Here is an 18,173-nt window from a genome sequence, read left to right as displayed (position 1 = left end):
GCTCATCGGACTATCGCGAGTTGAGTCAACGAACGAGCGTTCCCGTGCACAACGGGGATCAATTGACCGGATCGATTGACCACATGACCATCGGGAGTGACGCGAACTTCGCCTCGCCGTCGATCATGCACGCAGAAGTTCCAGTGTTCGGAGGCTTCGACCCAACGCGTCGGGTCGCTGTGGCAGTACAGATTGAGTGCGGTTTGGTCACCCCAGTCGGTCGTTCCACGAAGCGCCGTGGCTCGCAACCGTACCGCTTCGTCAAAGTAGCGGCGCATCGATCGAGCCGTTCCCGCACCGAAGCCACTGTTGAGGAACGGGTTGGATGCGAACAGTTCGAACGCCCGTCGCTGCATCGAAGGGGCCTCGATGGTTCGCGTCCATCCGCGAATCGCATTGTTGTGAGGAAAGCCGAGAGGTTCTCTGACTGCCAAAATCTTGTCGGGATGTTGTTGCGTTTGTTGCCAAAGCGAGTCGAGTCGCCCTTGGAACAACATGTCCCCCGCATCCCAGTAAGCCACCGATGTATCCGCCGGAAGTTGAGAAACGATCTGGCGAAAGTCCTCTAATCGCCGGACCGGCGGCAGCTGTCCGTTGAAGGGCCGGCGAATGAAACGAACGTTGGGCAAGTTTTTGAGTTGCTGAATCTCGCTGGGATACAACCCGTACCCGACGACAATGACTTCCTGAGTGTTTCCGGTTGCTCGCAGGGTTCGTAAGAAGACGTCCTGAAATCGACGGACGTCACGGCGGTTGAACGCCACTAGGATTTTCGCATTCGTGACGGTCTCCGGATCAGCAGAATGTGGAGGAGTATCTCCGAGCGACAGGTCGGCCGTATTGCATACTCGCCGGTTTTGGCTCTTTGACAAATGCCAAGCCTTCGCGCCGCGAAGGTAATCGATCCGAGCCCCGCTTCGGCGCAGATCTTCGCATCGACAAAGGCATTCGCACTTCGCAGGCTCCCACCGAAACGAGTCGCGTCGCAGCACGGAGCTACGAAAGAGCGTCGCACCCATCGCCACATGCCGCGAATCACGATGCGGAGAAGATTCACCCAAGTAGTCCGCCGCAAAAGCCCCGAAGTTTGTTCGCGCGTTCAGTCCATGGTGCAAACGAGCGATGCAGTCCTTGGCCAGGACCACGTCATCATCCAAAAACATTAGGTAGTCGGATCGCGAGCGACGGACCGCCTCATTTCGCGAACGGACGATCGTTGCGAGTCGATTGGCATCACCGACCTGTGGTTCACCGACAATGCGATGAATATTCAGGCGGACGCCGACCTGCGATTCGATTGCGTTGCAGACCGAATCTTGCAATGAGTTTTCGTCTCGTGTTAGCAACGCGAGGTCGATTGATGGCGATGAATTCATCGAGCCACCTCAGTCACAACCCGCCGAGACTCCCGATGGATTCATGTTGTAGTGATTGACCGAACGGTCATCAGGCAGCGGTGGATAGAACTCTGCGCTTTCGGCGGCGGTCATGCCAGCTTCCATCTCAAGCAACGATTGTGCTTGTTCGCGAACATAGAGAATGCCTTCCACTTTCGTGCTATCAAGCATCAACTGAGCCTTTTTCAATAGCTGGTTGCCCTCGAACCATTCGCCATTCTCCAAGTCAACATGCGAAGTTGACTCCGGTACGAAGAAGCATTTCAAATCGGATGGAAAAAACGTCCGCTTGATTGATAGCTTGGGTGATAGCTTTTGATAGGCCACAACCACAAACGGTGAGGTCGAATTGTCGCAGGTTTCAAATGAGATAATGGCGAGGTCAGGGAACCGAGGTGGAATGGAGACAGTTCCCGACAAAGCCATCGCGCGAAGTTGCTCTGGACTTTTACTCATGATGGTGACCTCGGTTAGAATGCTGGCGGATGGTTCGTTAGCCCCACGGGAATGGAAGGCTATTCCTTTTCGGCGCCACACGCAAGTTTGCGAACTCGTATCGAGTGATAACGATCCAACGTTTTTCAATTCTTTCCATTGATCTTCATGTTGGTCGACTTATGCGATTGTCTTTCTGGTTGACCTGGCATGTCTTAGCCTTTGGTTTCTTTCACCAAAGTGACTTGATTGCCCAAACTGCCGATAACCCGGGCGTGCTCTTGGTACCGGATGAAGTCTACGAACAAATTGCGACGAGAGCGGATCTCGGTGCGCCTCCTGATTCAGCGGCGGCAACGGTTGATGTTCACCGTGAGACGCAGCGGTCCGGCGACGTTGCACTTCCTTCTTCCGTTCCATACGGCACGGACTCGATCACGACGGTTCCCAGTTTCGAAACGGTGCAAAGCTCGGTTCCCGGAATCGATCAGAATTGGGGCCCGAACGATTCCGTCGTGTTGCCCAACATAGTTGACTTGCGAGAATTTCTTCCGACTCCGGGCAAGCAAACTCAGAATGATTGTGTGGCTTGGGCCGCTGCCTACGCCGCCTATTCCTGCCAAATCGGTCAAGAACGACGGCGGAAGCCAACCTTCGCCAGCGATCAATTCAGTCCCGAGTATGTTTACAACCAACTATCCAGTGACGGGGGTGGTTTGACGATCCTTCAAGCCGTGGACTTTCTAAAACTCAATGGCTGTGCATCGCGAGCATGTCTGAATCCAGTGAACGGCCAAATCTCATCAAACGCCGCCGTGGAAGCAAACTCGTTCAAGTTGTTGGACAACGCGAGGGCCCGAAACCTGGACGATATCAAGCTCTATTTGCACGAGGGATATCCGGTCATTTTGGTCGTCCGTATGAAGGGTGATTTTCGTGCCGATGATGCGATTGAAATGCCGTACGTTTGGACAGAAAGCTCTTCAGACGATGTGAATTACCATGCCATTGCTGCCGTCGGATACGACGATGAGAAACAGGCTTTGTTGCTGATGAATTCGTGGGGGACACAGTGGAAAGACGAAGGGTGTTGCTGGGCGTCCTACGACAACTTCACTTCCGTTGATAAAGACCACTGGTGTGTAGAAGCTCATGTTTTGAAAGTGAAAGGGAGTGCACCCTTCGATGTGTGGATGCAACAAAGCATCGCGAATGGAACTCCCAATCCATTCTTGCCTCCACCGCCGGCCGTCTGGCGACACTTTTCTCTCAAGAACGACCGGAAAGTTTATGAGAACAATCAGGTCATCTCGCCCGCCTCATGGAAAGTCGACGGTGTGGCATGCAATAACAAAAATTTGTTTCTGCTCGCTCGCGATCAAACCGTCTATCAAATGAGAGAAGAACCGTCAGGGGTGAGCTGGTCTCACCTGAGTCGTGACCCACTGGATGACGAGAAAGTTTGCATGATGGCTGCTGTTGATTCCAAAATGCTTCACGTCTTGACTGAGAATCAGACGCTTTACAAATTCGATATCGCCTCTGCAGATTGGTCGATTGTTCCTTTGCCACAAAACGATCTGAAGCCGATCGATCTAAGAACCATCAACAACCAAATGCGTGTGATCACGGACAAAGGAACTGTCTTTCAAAAAACGTCGAATGGTGAGTGGGGTGAACTGACGCGGATTTTGCCCTGAAGTGACGCGAATATCGGAAGGGTCAGCATGGTCCACGCTCAATCGCTCGTTTCCTCCGCTGGCGTCAACGTCCGAGCGATACGGAATCCAAGGTAGGGGTGAAATGTGTACGTCTTCTCTTGTTCTCGTTTGGCGGCGCGCATCGTCGTCGGGACGTAGAACAAGGCGCTTCCTCGAGCATTTCGATAGATGGATTGGCTGTCGATCATTCCATTCGAGGTGTCGACGATCTTAGTTTTGTTGTGACGCCGTGCTGGATCGTGTGTTTCGCACCATTCCATGACGTTACCAAGCGTGTCGAACAAGCCGAACGAATTGGGCAGAAGCTGTTTCACCGGACGGAACAACACCTGGGACGCTTGGGCAGAGCTCCCTGTAGTCCAGGCATATTGCGGGAGCAATTCGGGAGCATACCCGTAGTAGCGAGGTGTGTCCGTTCCTGCACGGCAGGCAAATTCCCATTCTGCTTCTGTTGGCAATCGATAGCCCGTGCGTTCCAGAAAATTCTTGGGTCGTATGATACCCTCTGGTGACTCAGCATCTCGCTCAATCTCTTTGATTGTCGGATAGCACATCTGCGATTCATGTATGCCTTCCTGCTCACTTAACCAGCGGCAATACTTGATAGCCTCGAACCATCCAGCCGAGGTTTTCGGACAATCGGGATGGGGTGTGTACTGAGTCGCATAGTGTGCGTCTGGGTCAAAACGCTGATACTGTTCCAGAGTGACTTCCGAATCGGAGATCGCAAATGCGCGTGGGATCTTGGTTCGAATGGGCACCTCCAGAGAATGATCTCGGAACGACTCGTGACCGGGCGATCCCATTGTGAATTCGACTGGACCTGGGATGTGGACCATTGTTTGCCCTTGTCCATTTCGATCCCAGGTCGGTTCGAGTTCATTGGCTTTTTCCTCTGATCGAATGAAAGAGTCCCGATCGGGTGTGTCCGCTTGATCGATCTTTTCGACGACGGCACTCCATTCCCAACGATTCGCGAGATAGCGGCAAATGGAGTGCACGGATGCCTGTGGATGTTGTGTTCCCCAATCACCAATCATTTCTTTTAAACCGAGCAGTTCGTCGGCGGGCAATTGTTCGGGCCGGTATCGGGCCATCGACGCGATCAGCGCGACTCGTCGCGACACATCGCTTTCGACTCGCAGTCGTTGGAGTAAAACTGATGGCGGAACATTCAGTGATGCCATTCGGTCGATCAAATAGGATCGTAGTCGAGGACCAGTGGTGTCCTCGAGTGACTTCCAGAGTTGCTCGGTGGATCCCAGTCGCGTCAACGCGATCGTCGCGTTGGCCTTGCGGCTTGCAACATGATCTTTCTGTTCATCCGAAACAATTGGGCGGTGCCACACTGAAGCGGCAACAATTTCATCGCCGTCTTCCACCAAAGACAAACTGATCAGCCGGAAATCATCTGCTGCCAATTGTTTTGATTCTGTCAGATGCTCCGCGAAAGGGAGTCGCTCAAGTGTTTTTGACTCGTGGGTTCCACCATTCCACCAGACTGCTGAGTAGCTGATTGTGTCTTCGTCGAATTCACCGGGTGGGTTCAAACGAATGTCGGCCTGATACTTCGCAAGCAAAATGCGTGATTGAAAACTGTAGGGGCTATCGTTCCATGTGTCCTCGGCCATTGGAGGTGATACCAAGCGATGACGGACGGAACTGTAGCGATCGCTTCCGCTCGGATGCCTCCGTTTCAAATTCGTCTTTGGAACAAAGCCAATTTGAATCAGCGGTTCCCAACCTTTCGGTTGATGTTCCGACTCGGTCAGCCCCAGATAAATTCTGGAGTCAATCGTTCCGGTTGGTAGTTCGGTCCACAGAACACCGTATTCCTGCAAGCTATCCGACGCTTCAATTTCATCGGAATCTGACAGTGTGGGGATGGCAGTCACATCGCAAGGATAGAATTCTTCCGCCCGCATGCTTTGTTGGAATGCTTCCACAGACTCTCGATTGACGTCGAGAGTGAACTTCCAATCCAGCCCATTCCGTTGGAAAGCAGCGGCGAGAAATTGGCGGTTGTCTTTGGTGTAGGCACGAACGCATTCGGGGCAGTATCCGAAAGGTTGCAGTAATCGTGCGACCGATTCGAATTCTTCGAGTGGACACTGTTGAATCATCACGAAGTTCTGGTCGACGAAACCGTGCATCGAAGCAACTTGCGCTTTCAGTGTCGAATCAACTGACGGAAATGTATATGTCAAATTGGATTCGTCCCATTCTGGTTTCGCCTCCCGTTTCAGCTCGTCTTGAAGCAATCGAGAAACAGCACTGGGATCTTCCAAAGCAACAGCCAGCAGCAATTCAAATTCATCTTTGTCAGCGACGACTAGCAATTCCTTCAAAACCGGATCCGCGGGAGCGATGCACTGCGAAAGTAGGAACGCAGCGTTCAGGCGAACATCACTTTCTGTTTCGGATCGGATGCCATCGGTTGAAGTTGCAAAATACTTTGCTGCGGGATCGATGATCTGTTCGGCGATGCGGGTGAAACCGGGAGTCAGCTCACCGACTCGAGTCGGGTTTTGGTTGACGATGGCTCTGACTAATTGCGAGGCATGGTGTTTCCAACGTAGATTCACTGCGTCCAGCTGCGCGAGCACCCAGGCGAAACGCAGTTGTTGGTCTTCATCCAAAGTGTTGGATTGATACCGCGACCAAATCAAAGGAGTTGCAATCTCGGATTGAAGTCGAAGACGTTCCGCAATCAATTCGAGGGTTTCTGGATCTGAAAAAGGAATCGCATCCACCAACGGTTCGACTTGTTCGGGATTGTTCTCCACCAACGCCAGTCGCGCAGCCAACACTTCACGAGACGTTTTGGTTGGATCCGTCAGCACGGATCGCAAACGTGGGTGAGCTTCTTCTTGAACGGTTTGAATCTTTTCAAGCACGTCGGGCATCATTCCGATGTCGGCGGCAAGCAAACGAGACACGGTTGAATCCGTTTCCTGTTCCGCCATCCGATTTGCGACGTCTTTGTTGATCGCAGCAACGGCGAGTCCCGCGATCAAAAGCATCACGGCGGCGATGGCCCACCGGGTCCCGTGATAGCGAGCCGATGCCGCCATCAGTTTGGATTGGTCTTCCGTTCGCTGAGCCGCCTGGGTCAACGCTAGGAAGCGAAGAAATTCCAATCCGCTGGGTAGGAAGCGATTTTCGCGATTGTTCTTCCAATACTCCGATAGTTCGTTCAACCGGATTTTCGCGCGTCCTCGAACGGTTTGGCGATCGCTTTGTGTCAACCAATCGCGAATTGGTTCCACTAGAAAGTCGTGCGTTAGTTGATAGCTTCGCAGGGACGAATCCGAATTGAGGCCGTCCATTGCAGCGGTGGGCGTGATCAAACGAAGCTCTCCGTCCAGAGCAGCGATCAATTCATCGAAGGTTGAATCGTCGAGCCCGGTCACTTGCTGCAGTCGATCGATGTCTTTCATCTGGCCTTTGATCTTGGTCCCACGATCGGGCAACAGTTCGGCCAAGACCGCTTTCGCAGGATCACGAAGACTTCGGTGATGAGGCGAGGCATTGGAGCCTTCAAAGGTTGATTGCAGGTAACCGATATCGATGCCTTCGGTACCACCAAACTCAGCCAGCGTTTTGAGGTTCCAAGTGCGTCCCTTCAACATCTGAGCCAAGACGGCCAGATGGATCGAAATGACTTTGCCATTCTCTTGAACAGCTTCGACGATACTGGAGATGAACTTGTTCTGTTCGTTGGTGATCCCGCTCAAATCATCAGGGAGGCAGCCATACGCTCGTCCAAATTCCGTCAAGACATAGCGTGCGTGCCGAAGATCAAAACGGTCCACGGCGATGCTGTTGACGTCTTGGACCAAACGCACATCCAGTTCGTGGAAGAACTGTGTGGCGGGCATCCAGAAGTCATCGCGAATCAGCAACAAACATTGCAAGTTTCCACCGTCGCACTGTCGAATTGCATCGACAAGCACTTCGTCTCGCATCTTGGGATGCGCGTGCAACCATTGCTCGAATTGGTCGACGACTACCAACACTTTTTTTCCGCCGCTGACGCCATTCTTTCGGATGGACGACATCGCCCCGATCAGCGTGGACTCGGCGGCGGTGTGCGAATCAAGGTTTTGTAGTGTCGAAAGCAACCGCGATTCCGTGTGCTTCGCGTTGGCTTCCACTGAGATAACTTCAACCGAAGGGTCCAACAGAGGAACCAAACCGGCCTGCATCAGGGACGATTTGCCTGATCCAGAGGGACCATAAATCAGTGCCACTCGGAAAGCGTCGTCGGACTCGCGAGAGTCGATCCGGATCTTCAGTTGGCGAAGAACTTCGGGGATCCCACGAGCGTCTCGCGCACCGGGGACAAGTTGCAAGAAGAACCTGCGATCGTGTTTGTCAAACGCTCGCAGACCCTTCGGGATCACGCGTGACTCTGCTTCATTGCCCTGCGCGTTTTCCTTCACCCCCGGCGGTGCCCATTGATTGTCGACGGGAACAAACGCAGCGGACAGATCATCGGTGTAATCGACCGTGCTCTCTTCCAATTGGTACGTGCGAAGCTCGGTGGCCATCGTCGCCGCCCGCTCGTAGCGATCGGAGACCCGTTGAGCCAACGCCTTCAAACAAATTCGTTCCAGTTCGATTGGAATTTTTGGGTCGAACTGGCGAAGCGGTGTTGGTTCCGCGCGGACGATATCCTGCAGCAACTGTTGACTGGACCCGCCACTGAACGGACGTCGTCCGACCAATAACTCATACAGCACGATTCCCAATGCAAAGATGTCGGCGCGACCGTCGACCAAGTGACCTTCGCCACGAGCCTGTTCGGGGCTCATGTAGGAATACGTCCCGATCAGCAACCCGGCTCGAGTCGGTCGCGGCGCATCGTCGCTCATTGCCAATCCGAAATCGGTCAGCCAAGCACGATTTTGATTGTCGATCAGAATGTTGCTTGGTTTGACATCGCGGTGGACCAAGCCGTTCGCATGAGCATGGTCCAAGGCGTCGGCGATGGAAGCGACCCAGGCCAGACCTTCTTCGAGTGACGGTTTCGACTTCTGAAATCTCTCGCGAAGATCGACGCCCTGGATGAATCGGGAAACGACGAAAAATGGAAACTTGTCCGAGTTTCCAACGTCGTAGACCGGAACAATGTTGGGATGATCCAACTTGGCGACCATCCGAGCTTCGGACGTCCACTGGAACTCATCGTTGACGTCGTCCAGTGTACGCAGCGGAATCTTGATTGCGACGTCACGATTGAGCGATTCGTCTTTGGCATGAAAAACAGAACCAAAGCCACCACTTCCGATTCGCCGAACGACCCGGTAGCGCCCGATCCAGTCGGGCGTCTCGATAACAGGAATCGCTTTGCCGGATGCAACTGTCGCGTCCAGCTGTGACGTCTCGGAAGGACGCTGTGTGTTGCCCGGTTGAGTACCGCTTGGAAGGTCCGAATCGGAAGTCAAACCTTCATCCTCATTGAAAGTGCCAGCAAACCACGGAAAGCCCAGCAAACCAGGGAAGGCGTTGTGCACGACTTCCGCAGGTGTCTAGCTTACCCCACATCCGCGAACGAAATGGTGGTGATGCGAAATTGACACCCCGCGGACAGCAATTCGTTCAAAAATGATCGGGTCGCAGAGACTGTTTGTTTCTGCAAGTTCCCCAGTGTGACATCGTCTTCAGAACGATCGACGTACGGCTTGCGATGTTGGCTGTCTCAGTCCAACGATTTGAAACGAATGTTTTTGAATTCGGTCCACATTGGTTTGCCAGCGTGCAGTTGCAACGCGAGTTTGCCATCGAGCAATGTCAGTTCAGGTTGCTCGTCGGTGAAGTCGAGAATCAGCTTTCCGTTCATGAAGTGTTGGATGTGGTTGCCTTTGCCGATGATGACGACTTCGTTCCAGTCATCCAGGTTGAATAGCTCTTGGAATTCAGCTTCGTCCATGAAGTTTTCGAGGACCTTCTTCTTGCCGTCTTTCCAAACTGCTTTCTCGCCAACCAAGCAAATGCGACCTCGGCGGCCACCTTCGTCGTAGATGAAACCGGAGATGTTCGGGAAATCCTTTTCGTTGCGAAGCTCGTGTTGATAACCACGGACAACCCACTTGTTGCGAGCTGATTTGTCGGTGATGTGCTTCGACCGATACTGAATTCCCGAATTGTTCGTCGCGTTGCAGCGGAATGACAAGCGGACTTCGAAGTTCTTGGTGCTGCCGTCTTCCCAGATCAGAAACGTGTTTCCGTTGGCTTTGTTTTCGGGTGTGGTTTCGCCGTGGATGACTCCGTCACGAACGGACCACAAGCGTTCATCGCCACTCCATCCGGTCAGATCTTTGCCGTTGAAGATCGAGGTCAATCCGCTCTCGGCGGGCACGGTGGCGGGCGTTTCGGCATGAACGCTAGCGGCATTCGCCAGGGCCACGGCGACGCAAATTGCAATCGTCGTCATCTTGTTGGTCGTCAGGGTGTTTGCGAAGAGCAAGTTGGTCATCGAGGTGGGATCCATAGGAAGGGAAGGGTGGGCAAAGATCGTATTTCGATCAGACGAGAGTATGATTGAACGAAACGCCGTCGCCAACCATCGAAGCATTTGTGGTCGAAAAACGCCGTTTCGATCTGATACAAACCGCAAAATGCGGCCGGTATAGTTCGCCCAATCGCCGCAGGTAGATTGCCTCGAGCAGCGTTTGGCATATTCTAAGCGAATGCCTGGTCCCTGAATTGCTTCGTGGAATTCTTTTGGCCAAAGTGCCGCCTAGGCGAACCACGGGTTCGACTCGCATGGTTGCGAGGCCTGAACGACCTTCACCGGCTGCTGCTGACGCGGGGCCAACCGATGCTCATTGACCTGAGCGGGTTCACGGTGGAGTGCTACTCAACAAGGAATGACGCGTATGTCCGATTCGATGCCAATTCAGAATGCGATCCTCTCTTCGCAGAATGCGACTCGCCCGGATCCCGTCGTCATCGCGAAGGATGCCCCTGAGCCCACCGAGACTCTGTACTGCGAGGACCTCTGCGTCGGCGAGAAATGGCTGAGTCCGTGGCGGAACATCACCGCGGATGATGTTCGAGCATTTTCCGATCTGACCGGTGACTTCGATCCTTTGCACGATGAAGATGAGAATGGCGAGAGCCTTCTGCCAAAATCGCCTTTCGGTCGACCGGTCGCGCACGGGCTGCTTGGGCTGAGCGTTTTGGCGGGGCTGTCGACCGAGTACCCACGTGCAGCGACTTTGGCTTTGGTGTCTGTTAGCGATTGGAACTTTGAGAACCCCGTCTTCTTCGGCGAACGAGTTCGCGTGGTGACGTCGGTCGAGTCGACCGAGCCTCACGGACGTCGCGCTGCGAAAATCACTTGGCATCGACAACTTGTCAGCGACGATGGGCGAACGCTGCAACAAGGCAAGTTTGTCACCTTGGTTGCCTCCAACAAACGCTACCGCAGCAAGCCCCGCTAAATCTAACTTTGCTGGTTGAGCACGGCCGGATTCATGGAGTCAGCCTACTCGCGGCTCAGTTGGGCAGCGGCGTAGCAAGCCAACATCGCAAGTGTTGCGGTGGGATTCCCCGTGGTCGGTTCGGCCAACAATGACGCATCGACCACTCGCAAGTTCGCCAGCCCGCGAACGCGAAAATTTGGGTTGACGACATCGCCGAGTGCACAGGTGCCGGCGGGGTGGTAAAGCGTTTGTGTGTAGCGAGCCATCGCGGCGCAAATGGCTTCGTCCGTTTGTCGCTTGGAACCCGGAATTAGTTCGGACCGTAGCCGCCGATCGAATCCGGATTGCTTCACCAGTTCTCGCACCCAACGAACTCCGTCGAGCAACTCGATCCGGTCTCGATCGTCACTCCAGTAACCAGCATCGATGATGGTTTCGTCCTCCGTCCAACTCATGCTTCCGCGCGAACGTGGACACGTCACGTTGACTCCGATGGTCATCGCGGGACGGCGAGTGTCCTTGGGGAATCGAAGGTAGTCAGTCGGAGTCACGTGCAGTTGCCAACGTTGGTCTTCGTCGATTCCACCACACTCGGCGATGTTGCAAGCGATTGGTCCGCCACCGCTGTGTTGCCATCGAGCCAGCTCACGCGTGTCAGAGGTTGAGTCTGAGAATGCGTGACCTTCGTGAGAATGGATGACTGGCATGATCAAATGATCGTGCAAGTTTTGACCGATCTGAGGATGAGTCAGACCGCTTCGATGAAGCAGCGTCGGTGAGCCAATTGCACCAAGTGACGAAACCAATTCAACGCCATTTGCAATTTGGCTCGTTCGGCCATCAGACCAACGGATGCCTATGACTGCATCGTTGTCGATTCTCAAGGATGACACGCTCGCGCGAACGATGCGAATTCGCTTGGCTGCGTCGGGATTGCTTTGCTGCAGATCCGCGAGCAGATCCGCGGCTGTCCACCGACGACCGTTTCGATTCAGTCGATCGTAGGCGTGAAAGCAACCGCTCGGTAGTTTTGATACTGACTCCAAAAAAGCCGTGCTGGTGGGGCTGAGCCAGCGAGGACGCTCGGGACGAACAATTTCGAGCGCGCGATCAAAGGCTTTTAGAAGTTGCAGCTTGATCTCGGCCTGCGACTCAGCGCTCGGAAACTCAGCGTTCGGACGCTGCTCAGGCAGGAGCAATTTCGTCAACGATTGACGGTCGGCGTCGGTGGGTGGGAACCAGATCATCGAGTTGATCCGTCCGCTGCCTCCCAAGCCTTTCCCTCGTGGCCAATGGATCGACCGACCAGCCAACGCAGTCGAGGGTTGCGTTTGCAACTGGTAGTCCGCTTCGCCACCGAGTAATCGCAACCAACGAGCGGGACGATGCTGGTCGCGCGTGGGAACTGGTCCCGACGGAGCTTCAATCACCCAAACACAGGGTGCATTGGCCCCGTATTTTGATTCGAGCGACTGAGCCAGTTCGTGCGCCAAGATCAGGCCGCACAAACCGCCGCCCAAGATCACGGTCCCATTCGAAAACAGGTCGGGTCGTTCGACCTCCATCGGTGTCATTCCGTCGGAGCTTGAAGTCCCTCGGGCAAGATGCCTTGCTCGACTTCTTCATCCCACTCGTTCATTAAGGGCCAATCTTCCGCGAGCGTTCCGAAATCGGCCATGTGCAGGTAGCCACTGACCCGCTCGATGACTTTGTCCAGCATCGCGTTGTCTTTCGCGAACACTGGGCCGTGGCTGGGTGCCAACCACTTCACATCGCTGTCGCGAATTCGCGTGAGTGATTTGATGAACGATCGGATATCGCTTCCGTGGTGAGCGTCGATCGCGCCGATGCAACCGTCTCGGTAGAGGTTGTCACCGGACAGAAGCACATCGCCGATGCGGAACGCCAGTTGGCTGTCGGTGTGCCCGGGCGTGTGCCAGACTTCGATTTCTTTCTTGCCGACGGTGATGATGTCACCGTCGTTGATCTGGTTTTCAATCTCGACGGGAGGCATCGCCATCCTCAAATCTTGAGCCTCAATGACCGCCAACGTCTTCAGCGTGTCGCCGGTCGTCAGCGGCTCCACTGCGTTGGGATGCGCCGAGATCGTGGTCTTCAGAATCTGCTTGGCTTTGGCCAGTCCCTGAATGTGGTCGACGTCCGCGTGCGTTGCGACCAACGTCTTGCAGCGAGACAGCGGAAAGTCCAATCCGCGAATGATTTCGATGAAGTCATCGACGGTCTCTTCGTAGCCAATGTCGATCAGGATCCACTCATCGGAATCGTGGACCAAGTAGACGTTGCACCCGAGCACTTCGCCGGCTTGGAAGTTCAACTCGATGACGCCGGGAAACAGGGGTTTTCTTGCGAGCATGGTGGGTTGCGAAAAGACGGAGGCGGACGGAGAAAAGCGGTCGCCGAGGCGGACTCCGGACTGAATGTTGTAGGACGAATGCCGGACTTTGTCACTGCCCATCTCGCACCCCGAAACGGTTCGCGTCACCTTGCGTGCTCTCGGTGACCCGCGACACTGTGGCGACGCCTTCGGTGCGAGCCAAGATCGAGGACCAGCGGTGCTAAACAAACGCTCGCGGCGTCGGTATCAACCGAGCCCGAAACTACCGGATCGAGGACCATGCTTCACGCCATCGTTTTTGTTTGCGCTCTTCTGCTGATTGGCGTTTGGTTGCGTCAACAAGTCGCATGGTTCCGGTTGGGATTGATCCCCGCGTCGTTGATCGCGGGTTTCTTGGGGTTGGCGTTCGTCCAGTGGTTCCGCTGGAATGAACGCGAAACGCTGGAGCCTATCGTGGCGGCCCTCGGTCCGTGGCCATCGATTCTCATCGCTGTCGTTTTCGCGGCGATGTTGTTGGGCAAAAGCGATCAGGACCCGTCGTCATCGAACCGTCATTTAGTTCGTGACGTTATGCAGCAAGGCCTGATGGTTTGGATCATCGTGCTCGGCCAGACCGTGGTGGGACTCTGGGTGACTTGGTTGTGGGTCGGGCCACAATTCGATTTGCCATCTTCGGCCGGAATGTTGATCGAAACCGGCTTCGCTGGCGGACATGGCACCGCCGCGGCAATGGGCGACGTATTCAAGCACGCTTCGATCGGTTGGGATGAAGGATTGGATTTGGGCGTCATGATGGCGACCGGTGGCTTGGTCTACGGATTGGTTTCGGGCATCGTTTGGATCCAATTGGCCGTTCGGTTGGGATGGATCCAAGTTGAAAGTTCCACCGAGGATTCGAACGCTGACACACCTCGAATCGAAAACGAATCCAACGAGCCACGGGCGGAAACGCAATCCGAACCAGCTTCGATCGGCCGAGCACGCATCGACGGAAGTGTGATTGATCCGCTGTTGTTGCAAATCATTTGGCTGGCTCTCGCCATGGGCATCGGTGTCGCGATGCAGTCCGGCGTTGGCTGGGTCGCGGAAGCGATCGGGGCCGATGCGAGCGTTGCGTCTGCTGAGGTGGATGCAGCCGAGACCAGCGAAGTTGCGGACGCTGGCGAGTCTCAATTGCGTTCGCGTTTGACGCTGGCCAGCATCGTTGGATCATTCCCGTTGTTTATATACACGTTGTTCGGCGGAGCGATCGTGCGAATGGCGTTGCGAGCGATCGGGCAAGTCCGTTTGATTGACGAAACAACGATCCATCGGATTTCGGGTGCTTCGATGGATCTATTGGTCGTCGCCGCCGTCGCGACACTGAATTTGGCCGCGGTGGCGTCTTTGTGGGTGCCTTTGGCCATTCTCTTTGTGGCCGGATCGATCTGGTCGACATTCTGTTTGTTGTTTTTGTCTCGAAAGATTTTGCCGGCTGACAAATGGTTCCCGCTGGGGCTGATCAATTTCGGAATGTCCACCGGCACGACCGCGACCGGATTCGTTTTGCTGCGTGTCGTTGACCCAGAACTGAAAACCGGTGCGGCGGAGGATTACGCGTTGGCGGCGCCTCTGTCGGCACCCTTCGTTGGCGGTGGGATGATCACCGTTGCGATGCCCCTGGTCGTGCTTTCGCGAATTTCGATCGCCTGGCCAGCCCTCTTGCTGGCGACTTTGCTGGTGGTGTTGATCGTTCTGGGGATTCGATCGAGACGATCCATTTGACCCTTCGAAACCGTCGTTTTCCCCGCCCGATTGGTGGCGGGTTTGGCAATCCAGGCAGTTCAGCGAATTGCGTTCTCGCCTGTCATCGGTAGACTGTAGCTTCCTCGCCCCAGCGATCACCTCATTGCAGATTTCATGGCTGAATTGAATCACGAATGCGGCGTTGCCGCGATCTACCACCTCTCTGGTCGCGGGCGCAGCCCCGTGTGCACGGACGATGGACCGCGACAAATTTCGCGTCTGTTGCCCCGCATGTTGCTCGACATCCAAAATCGCGGGCAACTCGCCGCTGGGATGTCCACCTTCGACCCTGATCGTCCCGCGCTACTGAAAACGCGTCGCGACGTTGGAACGGTGACCGAAGTCTTCCGCCTAAACCATCGGGCGAAAGCGGAATCACTGATGAAATCGCTGGCGGGACGCGCCGCGATCGGTCACGTTCGCTACGCGACCTGCGGAGCAGACGACCGGAATTACGCTCAACCGTTCGAGCGTCGGCACATCCACAAACGCAAATGGTTCAGCTTCTGCTTCAACGGGCAATTGGCGAACTACACGCTTCTGAAGCAACGGTTGCTCGCCGATGGCGACCACCATCTGGCACTCGATACCGACACAGAGATCATTCTTCACGAGATCGCTCGATTGCTGTCGCAGTCGCAAGAACGAGTCGACTGGATTGATGTCTTGAAACAAGTCACGGCCGGTTTCGATGGTGCCTACTCGATGGCACTGTTGACCGCGGAAGGCGAGATGTTGGTCGCTCGCGATCCGTTGGGCATCAAGCCGATGTGCTACATCCACGAAGGCCCGCTGTTTGCCTGTGCCAGTGAAAGCGTCGCGCTTTTGAACCTTGGTTTCGAGCCGGATCAGATTCGATCTTTGCCGCCTGGTCACGCGATTCTGATCGATCCAGACGAAGGATTCCGAATGGAACGATTCGCGGAACCCGAAACGCCCAAGCACTGCTTCTTTGAGTGGATCTACTTCGCAAATGTCGCCAGCACGTTGGACGACCGAAGTGTCTACCTTTCGCGAACCAATCTGGGACGTGAACTGGCCGATGCGGAACGTGAGTTTGGTCGAGTTCCTTTGGATGATCCTGACACGATCATCGTTCCCGTTCCGGACACCAGCAAAGCAGCTGCGGACTCGATGGCCTACGAGTTGTCGATTCCTTGCCGTGAAGGTTTGATCCGCAACCGATACGCAGGACGAACTTTTATCGAAGGCGGACGTGCTCGCAAAGCCAAAGCGGCCGCGAAATACACACCGCTTCGTGAGGTCTTGCAGGGCAAACGAGTCATCCTGGTGGAGGATTCGATCGTTCGAAGCACAACGATGAACGCTCTCTTGGATCGAATCCGTGACGTTGGCGGTGCGAAGGAGATCCACGTTCGTGTGGCTTGTCCACCGATTGTTGCTCCGTGTTTCTACGGAATCGACATGAGTACGATTGATCAGCTGATCGCGCCCAAGTACTTCTCGTTGACCGGCGAGTTGGACGAAGAATCACAGCAACGAATGGCTGACGATCTCGGTGCGGATTCGCTGCAGTACTTGCCTGTATCAGCGATCGCACGAGCCATCAATTTGCCGGAAGAGCATTTGTGTCAGGCCTGCGTGACGGGCAAGTACCCCACGCCGATCGGCCAGCATCTGTACCAGATCGCTTGCGACAATCGTGGGGCTCGTGTCAACAATCAACGCACCTACGAACAACTCGCAGCAGCCGTCGCGGGCGAGTGACTCACGTCGCTAGTTGATTGAAAACGGTTTTCGAAAGAGAGCTTGTCCGTCGAAGGATCAGCTCTCGGGATTCATCTCAATTTGGCGATTGAGAGCCGTGTCGGACGACGAATCCGTCTGAGCTTCATCGCTGGGTTCAGATCGGCCAATGCCGTTTTCCAAAAGGTGCTTGGTGATCTTCGTCGCGTGGTCGTGGCAATTTTCCAAGAACACTTGATACTTGCTGCTTTGGGTGCCTCCGACTGCGGTTCCAGCGACATAAATCCCGGGCAATGCCGTTTCCATCGTCGCGTCGTCGTGGACTGGTTTGCCGCCGGGATCTTCCATCGCAATCCCAAGTTGTTTGAACAACGTCTTGTCTTGGTCGTACCCGATCAAGGTCAGCACATCATCGAAATGCATGTGCAAAGTGTGATGCCGCCCATCGGGCAGCGTTTGCTCCAAGTCAACTCGTTCAGGTGTGATCGCGGTCACGCGGCTTTCGAACAACGCTTCGATCGCCTTGCTGCGGATCAGGCCATCGATCTCGGGTCGCAGCCAGTACTTGATGCTCGTCGTGGGCAGTTCTTCCCGGTGGTAGCTGAGCGTGACATTGGCGCCGACGCGATGCAACCGAATCGCCGCTTCCACTGCACTGTTGCGACCACCGACAATCAACACGCGACGCCCGTGGTAGTGGTGAGCCTCGCGGAGATAACCATCGACGTGCGGTAGGTCTTCGCCGGGAATGTTCAACCGGTTGGGGTGATCCGTTCCGCCAATGGCCAGCACAACCGCCGACGCTTCGATCCACTTTGATTGGACTCGAACCTGCCAACGGCGAGGCTCGTCCGGACGAGGTTCGATCTTTTCGACTCTTGAAAACGTCTCCACCGGAACTTTGAATTGGTCAACGACGCAGCGCAGGTAGGTCAGGTACTCTTCCCGGCTCGCTTTGGCTTGATCAACCGTGTTGAGAGGAACGCCGGCGATCGAGATCCGGTCGTTGCTGCTGAACCAACGTGTTTGAGGTGCCCACCAAGAGATCGTGTGACCGAGCGGACCAGCCTCAACCACGATCGCATCAATTCCATTTCGCCGCATTTCGATCGCGGTTTCGATTCCAATCGGGCCGCCACCGACCACCACCACGTCGCAAACGCGATTGGGTTCATGCGGTGCCGCGGCGTTGGGTTCAGTCGGTTTCACGAATCAGCGGGTGGTGGAACGATTGGGTTGGAATCACATGCATCGCACTAGCGAGCTTGAACAAGTCATTTTCGTCGGGCGGCAATATCGCGGGAAGCGAAAGATCCGGTGGCGATCAAACTCGTTATAT

General features: G+C 54.9%; 11 protein-coding genes. 4 read left to right on the top strand and 7 right to left on the bottom strand.

What is annotated here, in order from left to right; genetic code table 11:
• Positions 1-2 precede the first annotated feature (2 nt).
• Together CEE69_RS12795 and CEE69_RS12790 are read right to left on the bottom strand one after the other, a co-directional pair.
• On the bottom strand, positions 3-1,376 hold the full coding sequence (locus tag CEE69_RS12795; protein WP_099261041.1) for a glycosyltransferase: 1,374 nt from the start codon (positions 1,374-1,376) through the stop codon (positions 3-5).
• Positions 1,377-1,385: 9 nt separating this feature from the next.
• Positions 1,386-1,853 carry a hypothetical protein gene (locus CEE69_RS12790; protein WP_099261040.1) on the bottom strand — a complete coding sequence of 156 codons (468 nt, stop codon included), beginning with the start codon at positions 1,851-1,853 and terminating at the stop codon, positions 1,386-1,388.
• Positions 1,854-2,014: 161 nt separating this feature from the next.
• Between CEE69_RS12790 and CEE69_RS12785 the strand changes: the two genes are divergently transcribed.
• The gene (locus tag CEE69_RS12785; protein WP_099261039.1) at positions 2,015-3,532 is read left to right on the top strand and encodes a C1 family peptidase; all 1,518 of its coding nucleotides are present in this window, start codon (positions 2,015-2,017) and stop codon (positions 3,530-3,532) included.
• 38 nt (positions 3,533-3,570) lie between these two features.
• On the opposite strand, the gene CEE69_RS12780 is transcribed toward CEE69_RS12785, so the two are convergent.
• Entirely contained in the window at positions 3,571-9,003 is a 5,433-nt protein-coding gene (locus CEE69_RS12780; RefSeq protein WP_099261242.1) for a bifunctional serine/threonine-protein kinase/formylglycine-generating enzyme family protein, read from the bottom strand.
• 254 nt (positions 9,004-9,257) lie between these two features.
• Positions 9,258-10,049: a 3-keto-disaccharide hydrolase gene (locus CEE69_RS12775; protein WP_099261038.1), complete on the bottom strand. Its 792-nt coding sequence runs from the start codon at positions 10,047-10,049 to the stop codon at positions 9,258-9,260.
• Between the two features lie 388 nt (positions 10,050-10,437).
• Here CEE69_RS12775 and CEE69_RS12770 point away from each other — a divergent pair, with 388 nt between their 5' ends.
• Positions 10,438-11,004 carry a MaoC family dehydratase gene (locus tag CEE69_RS12770; RefSeq protein ID WP_233215184.1) on the top strand — a complete coding sequence of 189 codons (567 nt, stop codon included), beginning with the start codon at positions 10,438-10,440 and terminating at the stop codon, positions 11,002-11,004.
• 44 nt (positions 11,005-11,048) lie between these two features.
• On the opposite strand, the gene CEE69_RS12765 is transcribed toward CEE69_RS12770, so the two are convergent.
• Together CEE69_RS12765 and CEE69_RS12760 are read right to left on the bottom strand one after the other, a co-directional pair.
• The gene (locus tag CEE69_RS12765) at positions 11,049-12,560 is read right to left on the bottom strand and encodes a GMC family oxidoreductase (protein ID WP_099261036.1); all 1,512 of its coding nucleotides are present in this window, start codon (positions 12,558-12,560) and stop codon (positions 11,049-11,051) included.
• Positions 12,557-13,360, bottom strand: coding sequence for an MBL fold metallo-hydrolase (locus CEE69_RS12760; RefSeq protein WP_099261035.1), 804 nt, complete (start codon positions 13,358-13,360; stop codon positions 12,557-12,559). The genes CEE69_RS12765 and CEE69_RS12760 overlap by 4 nt, the downstream gene beginning before the upstream one ends.
• 261 nt (positions 13,361-13,621) lie before the next feature.
• Between CEE69_RS12760 and CEE69_RS12750 the strand changes: the two genes are divergently transcribed.
• Positions 13,622-15,106: a sodium/glutamate symporter gene (locus CEE69_RS12750; protein ID WP_099261034.1), complete on the top strand. Its 1,485-nt coding sequence runs from the start codon at positions 13,622-13,624 to the stop codon at positions 15,104-15,106.
• Positions 15,107-15,241: 135 nt separating this feature from the next.
• Positions 15,242-16,855, top strand: coding sequence for an amidophosphoribosyltransferase (locus CEE69_RS12745; RefSeq protein WP_099261033.1), 1,614 nt, complete (start codon positions 15,242-15,244; stop codon positions 16,853-16,855).
• Between the two features lie 57 nt (positions 16,856-16,912).
• Here CEE69_RS12745 and CEE69_RS12740 read toward each other — a convergent pair whose 3' ends face one another.
• Positions 16,913-18,043, bottom strand: coding sequence for an NAD(P)-binding domain-containing protein (locus tag CEE69_RS12740; RefSeq protein WP_099261032.1), 1,131 nt, complete (start codon positions 18,041-18,043; stop codon positions 16,913-16,915).
• Positions 18,044-18,173 lie beyond the last annotated feature (130 nt).

This window comes from Rhodopirellula bahusiensis, assembly GCF_002727185.1.
GTDB classification, from domain to species: Bacteria; Planctomycetota; Planctomycetia; order Pirellulales; family Pirellulaceae; genus Rhodopirellula; species Rhodopirellula bahusiensis.
This window is presented reverse-complemented; position numbering and strand designations above follow the sequence as displayed.

Coding starts and splice junctions, on each gene's coding strand:
- CEE69_RS12795 (WP_099261041.1), bottom strand. CDS start 1,376: ATGAATTCATCGCCATCAATCGACCTCGCGTTGCTAACACGAGACGAA.
- CEE69_RS12790 (WP_099261040.1), bottom strand. CDS start 1,853: ATGAGTAAAAGTCCAGAGCAACTTCGCGCGATGGCTTTGTCGGGAACT.
- CEE69_RS12785 (WP_099261039.1), top strand. CDS start 2,015: ATGCGATTGTCTTTCTGGTTGACCTGGCATGTCTTAGCCTTTGGTTTC.
- CEE69_RS12775 (WP_099261038.1), bottom strand. CDS start 10,049: ATGGATCCCACCTCGATGACCAACTTGCTCTTCGCAAACACCCTGACG.
- CEE69_RS12770 (WP_233215184.1), top strand. CDS start 10,438: ATGTCCGATTCGATGCCAATTCAGAATGCGATCCTCTCTTCGCAGAAT.
- CEE69_RS12765 (WP_099261036.1), bottom strand. CDS start 12,560: ATGACACCGATGGAGGTCGAACGACCCGACCTGTTTTCGAATGGGACC.
- CEE69_RS12760 (WP_099261035.1), bottom strand. CDS start 13,360: ATGCTCGCAAGAAAACCCCTGTTTCCCGGCGTCATCGAGTTGAACTTC.
- CEE69_RS12750 (WP_099261034.1), top strand. CDS start 13,622: ATGCTTCACGCCATCGTTTTTGTTTGCGCTCTTCTGCTGATTGGCGTT.
- CEE69_RS12745 (WP_099261033.1), top strand. CDS start 15,242: ATGGCTGAATTGAATCACGAATGCGGCGTTGCCGCGATCTACCACCTC.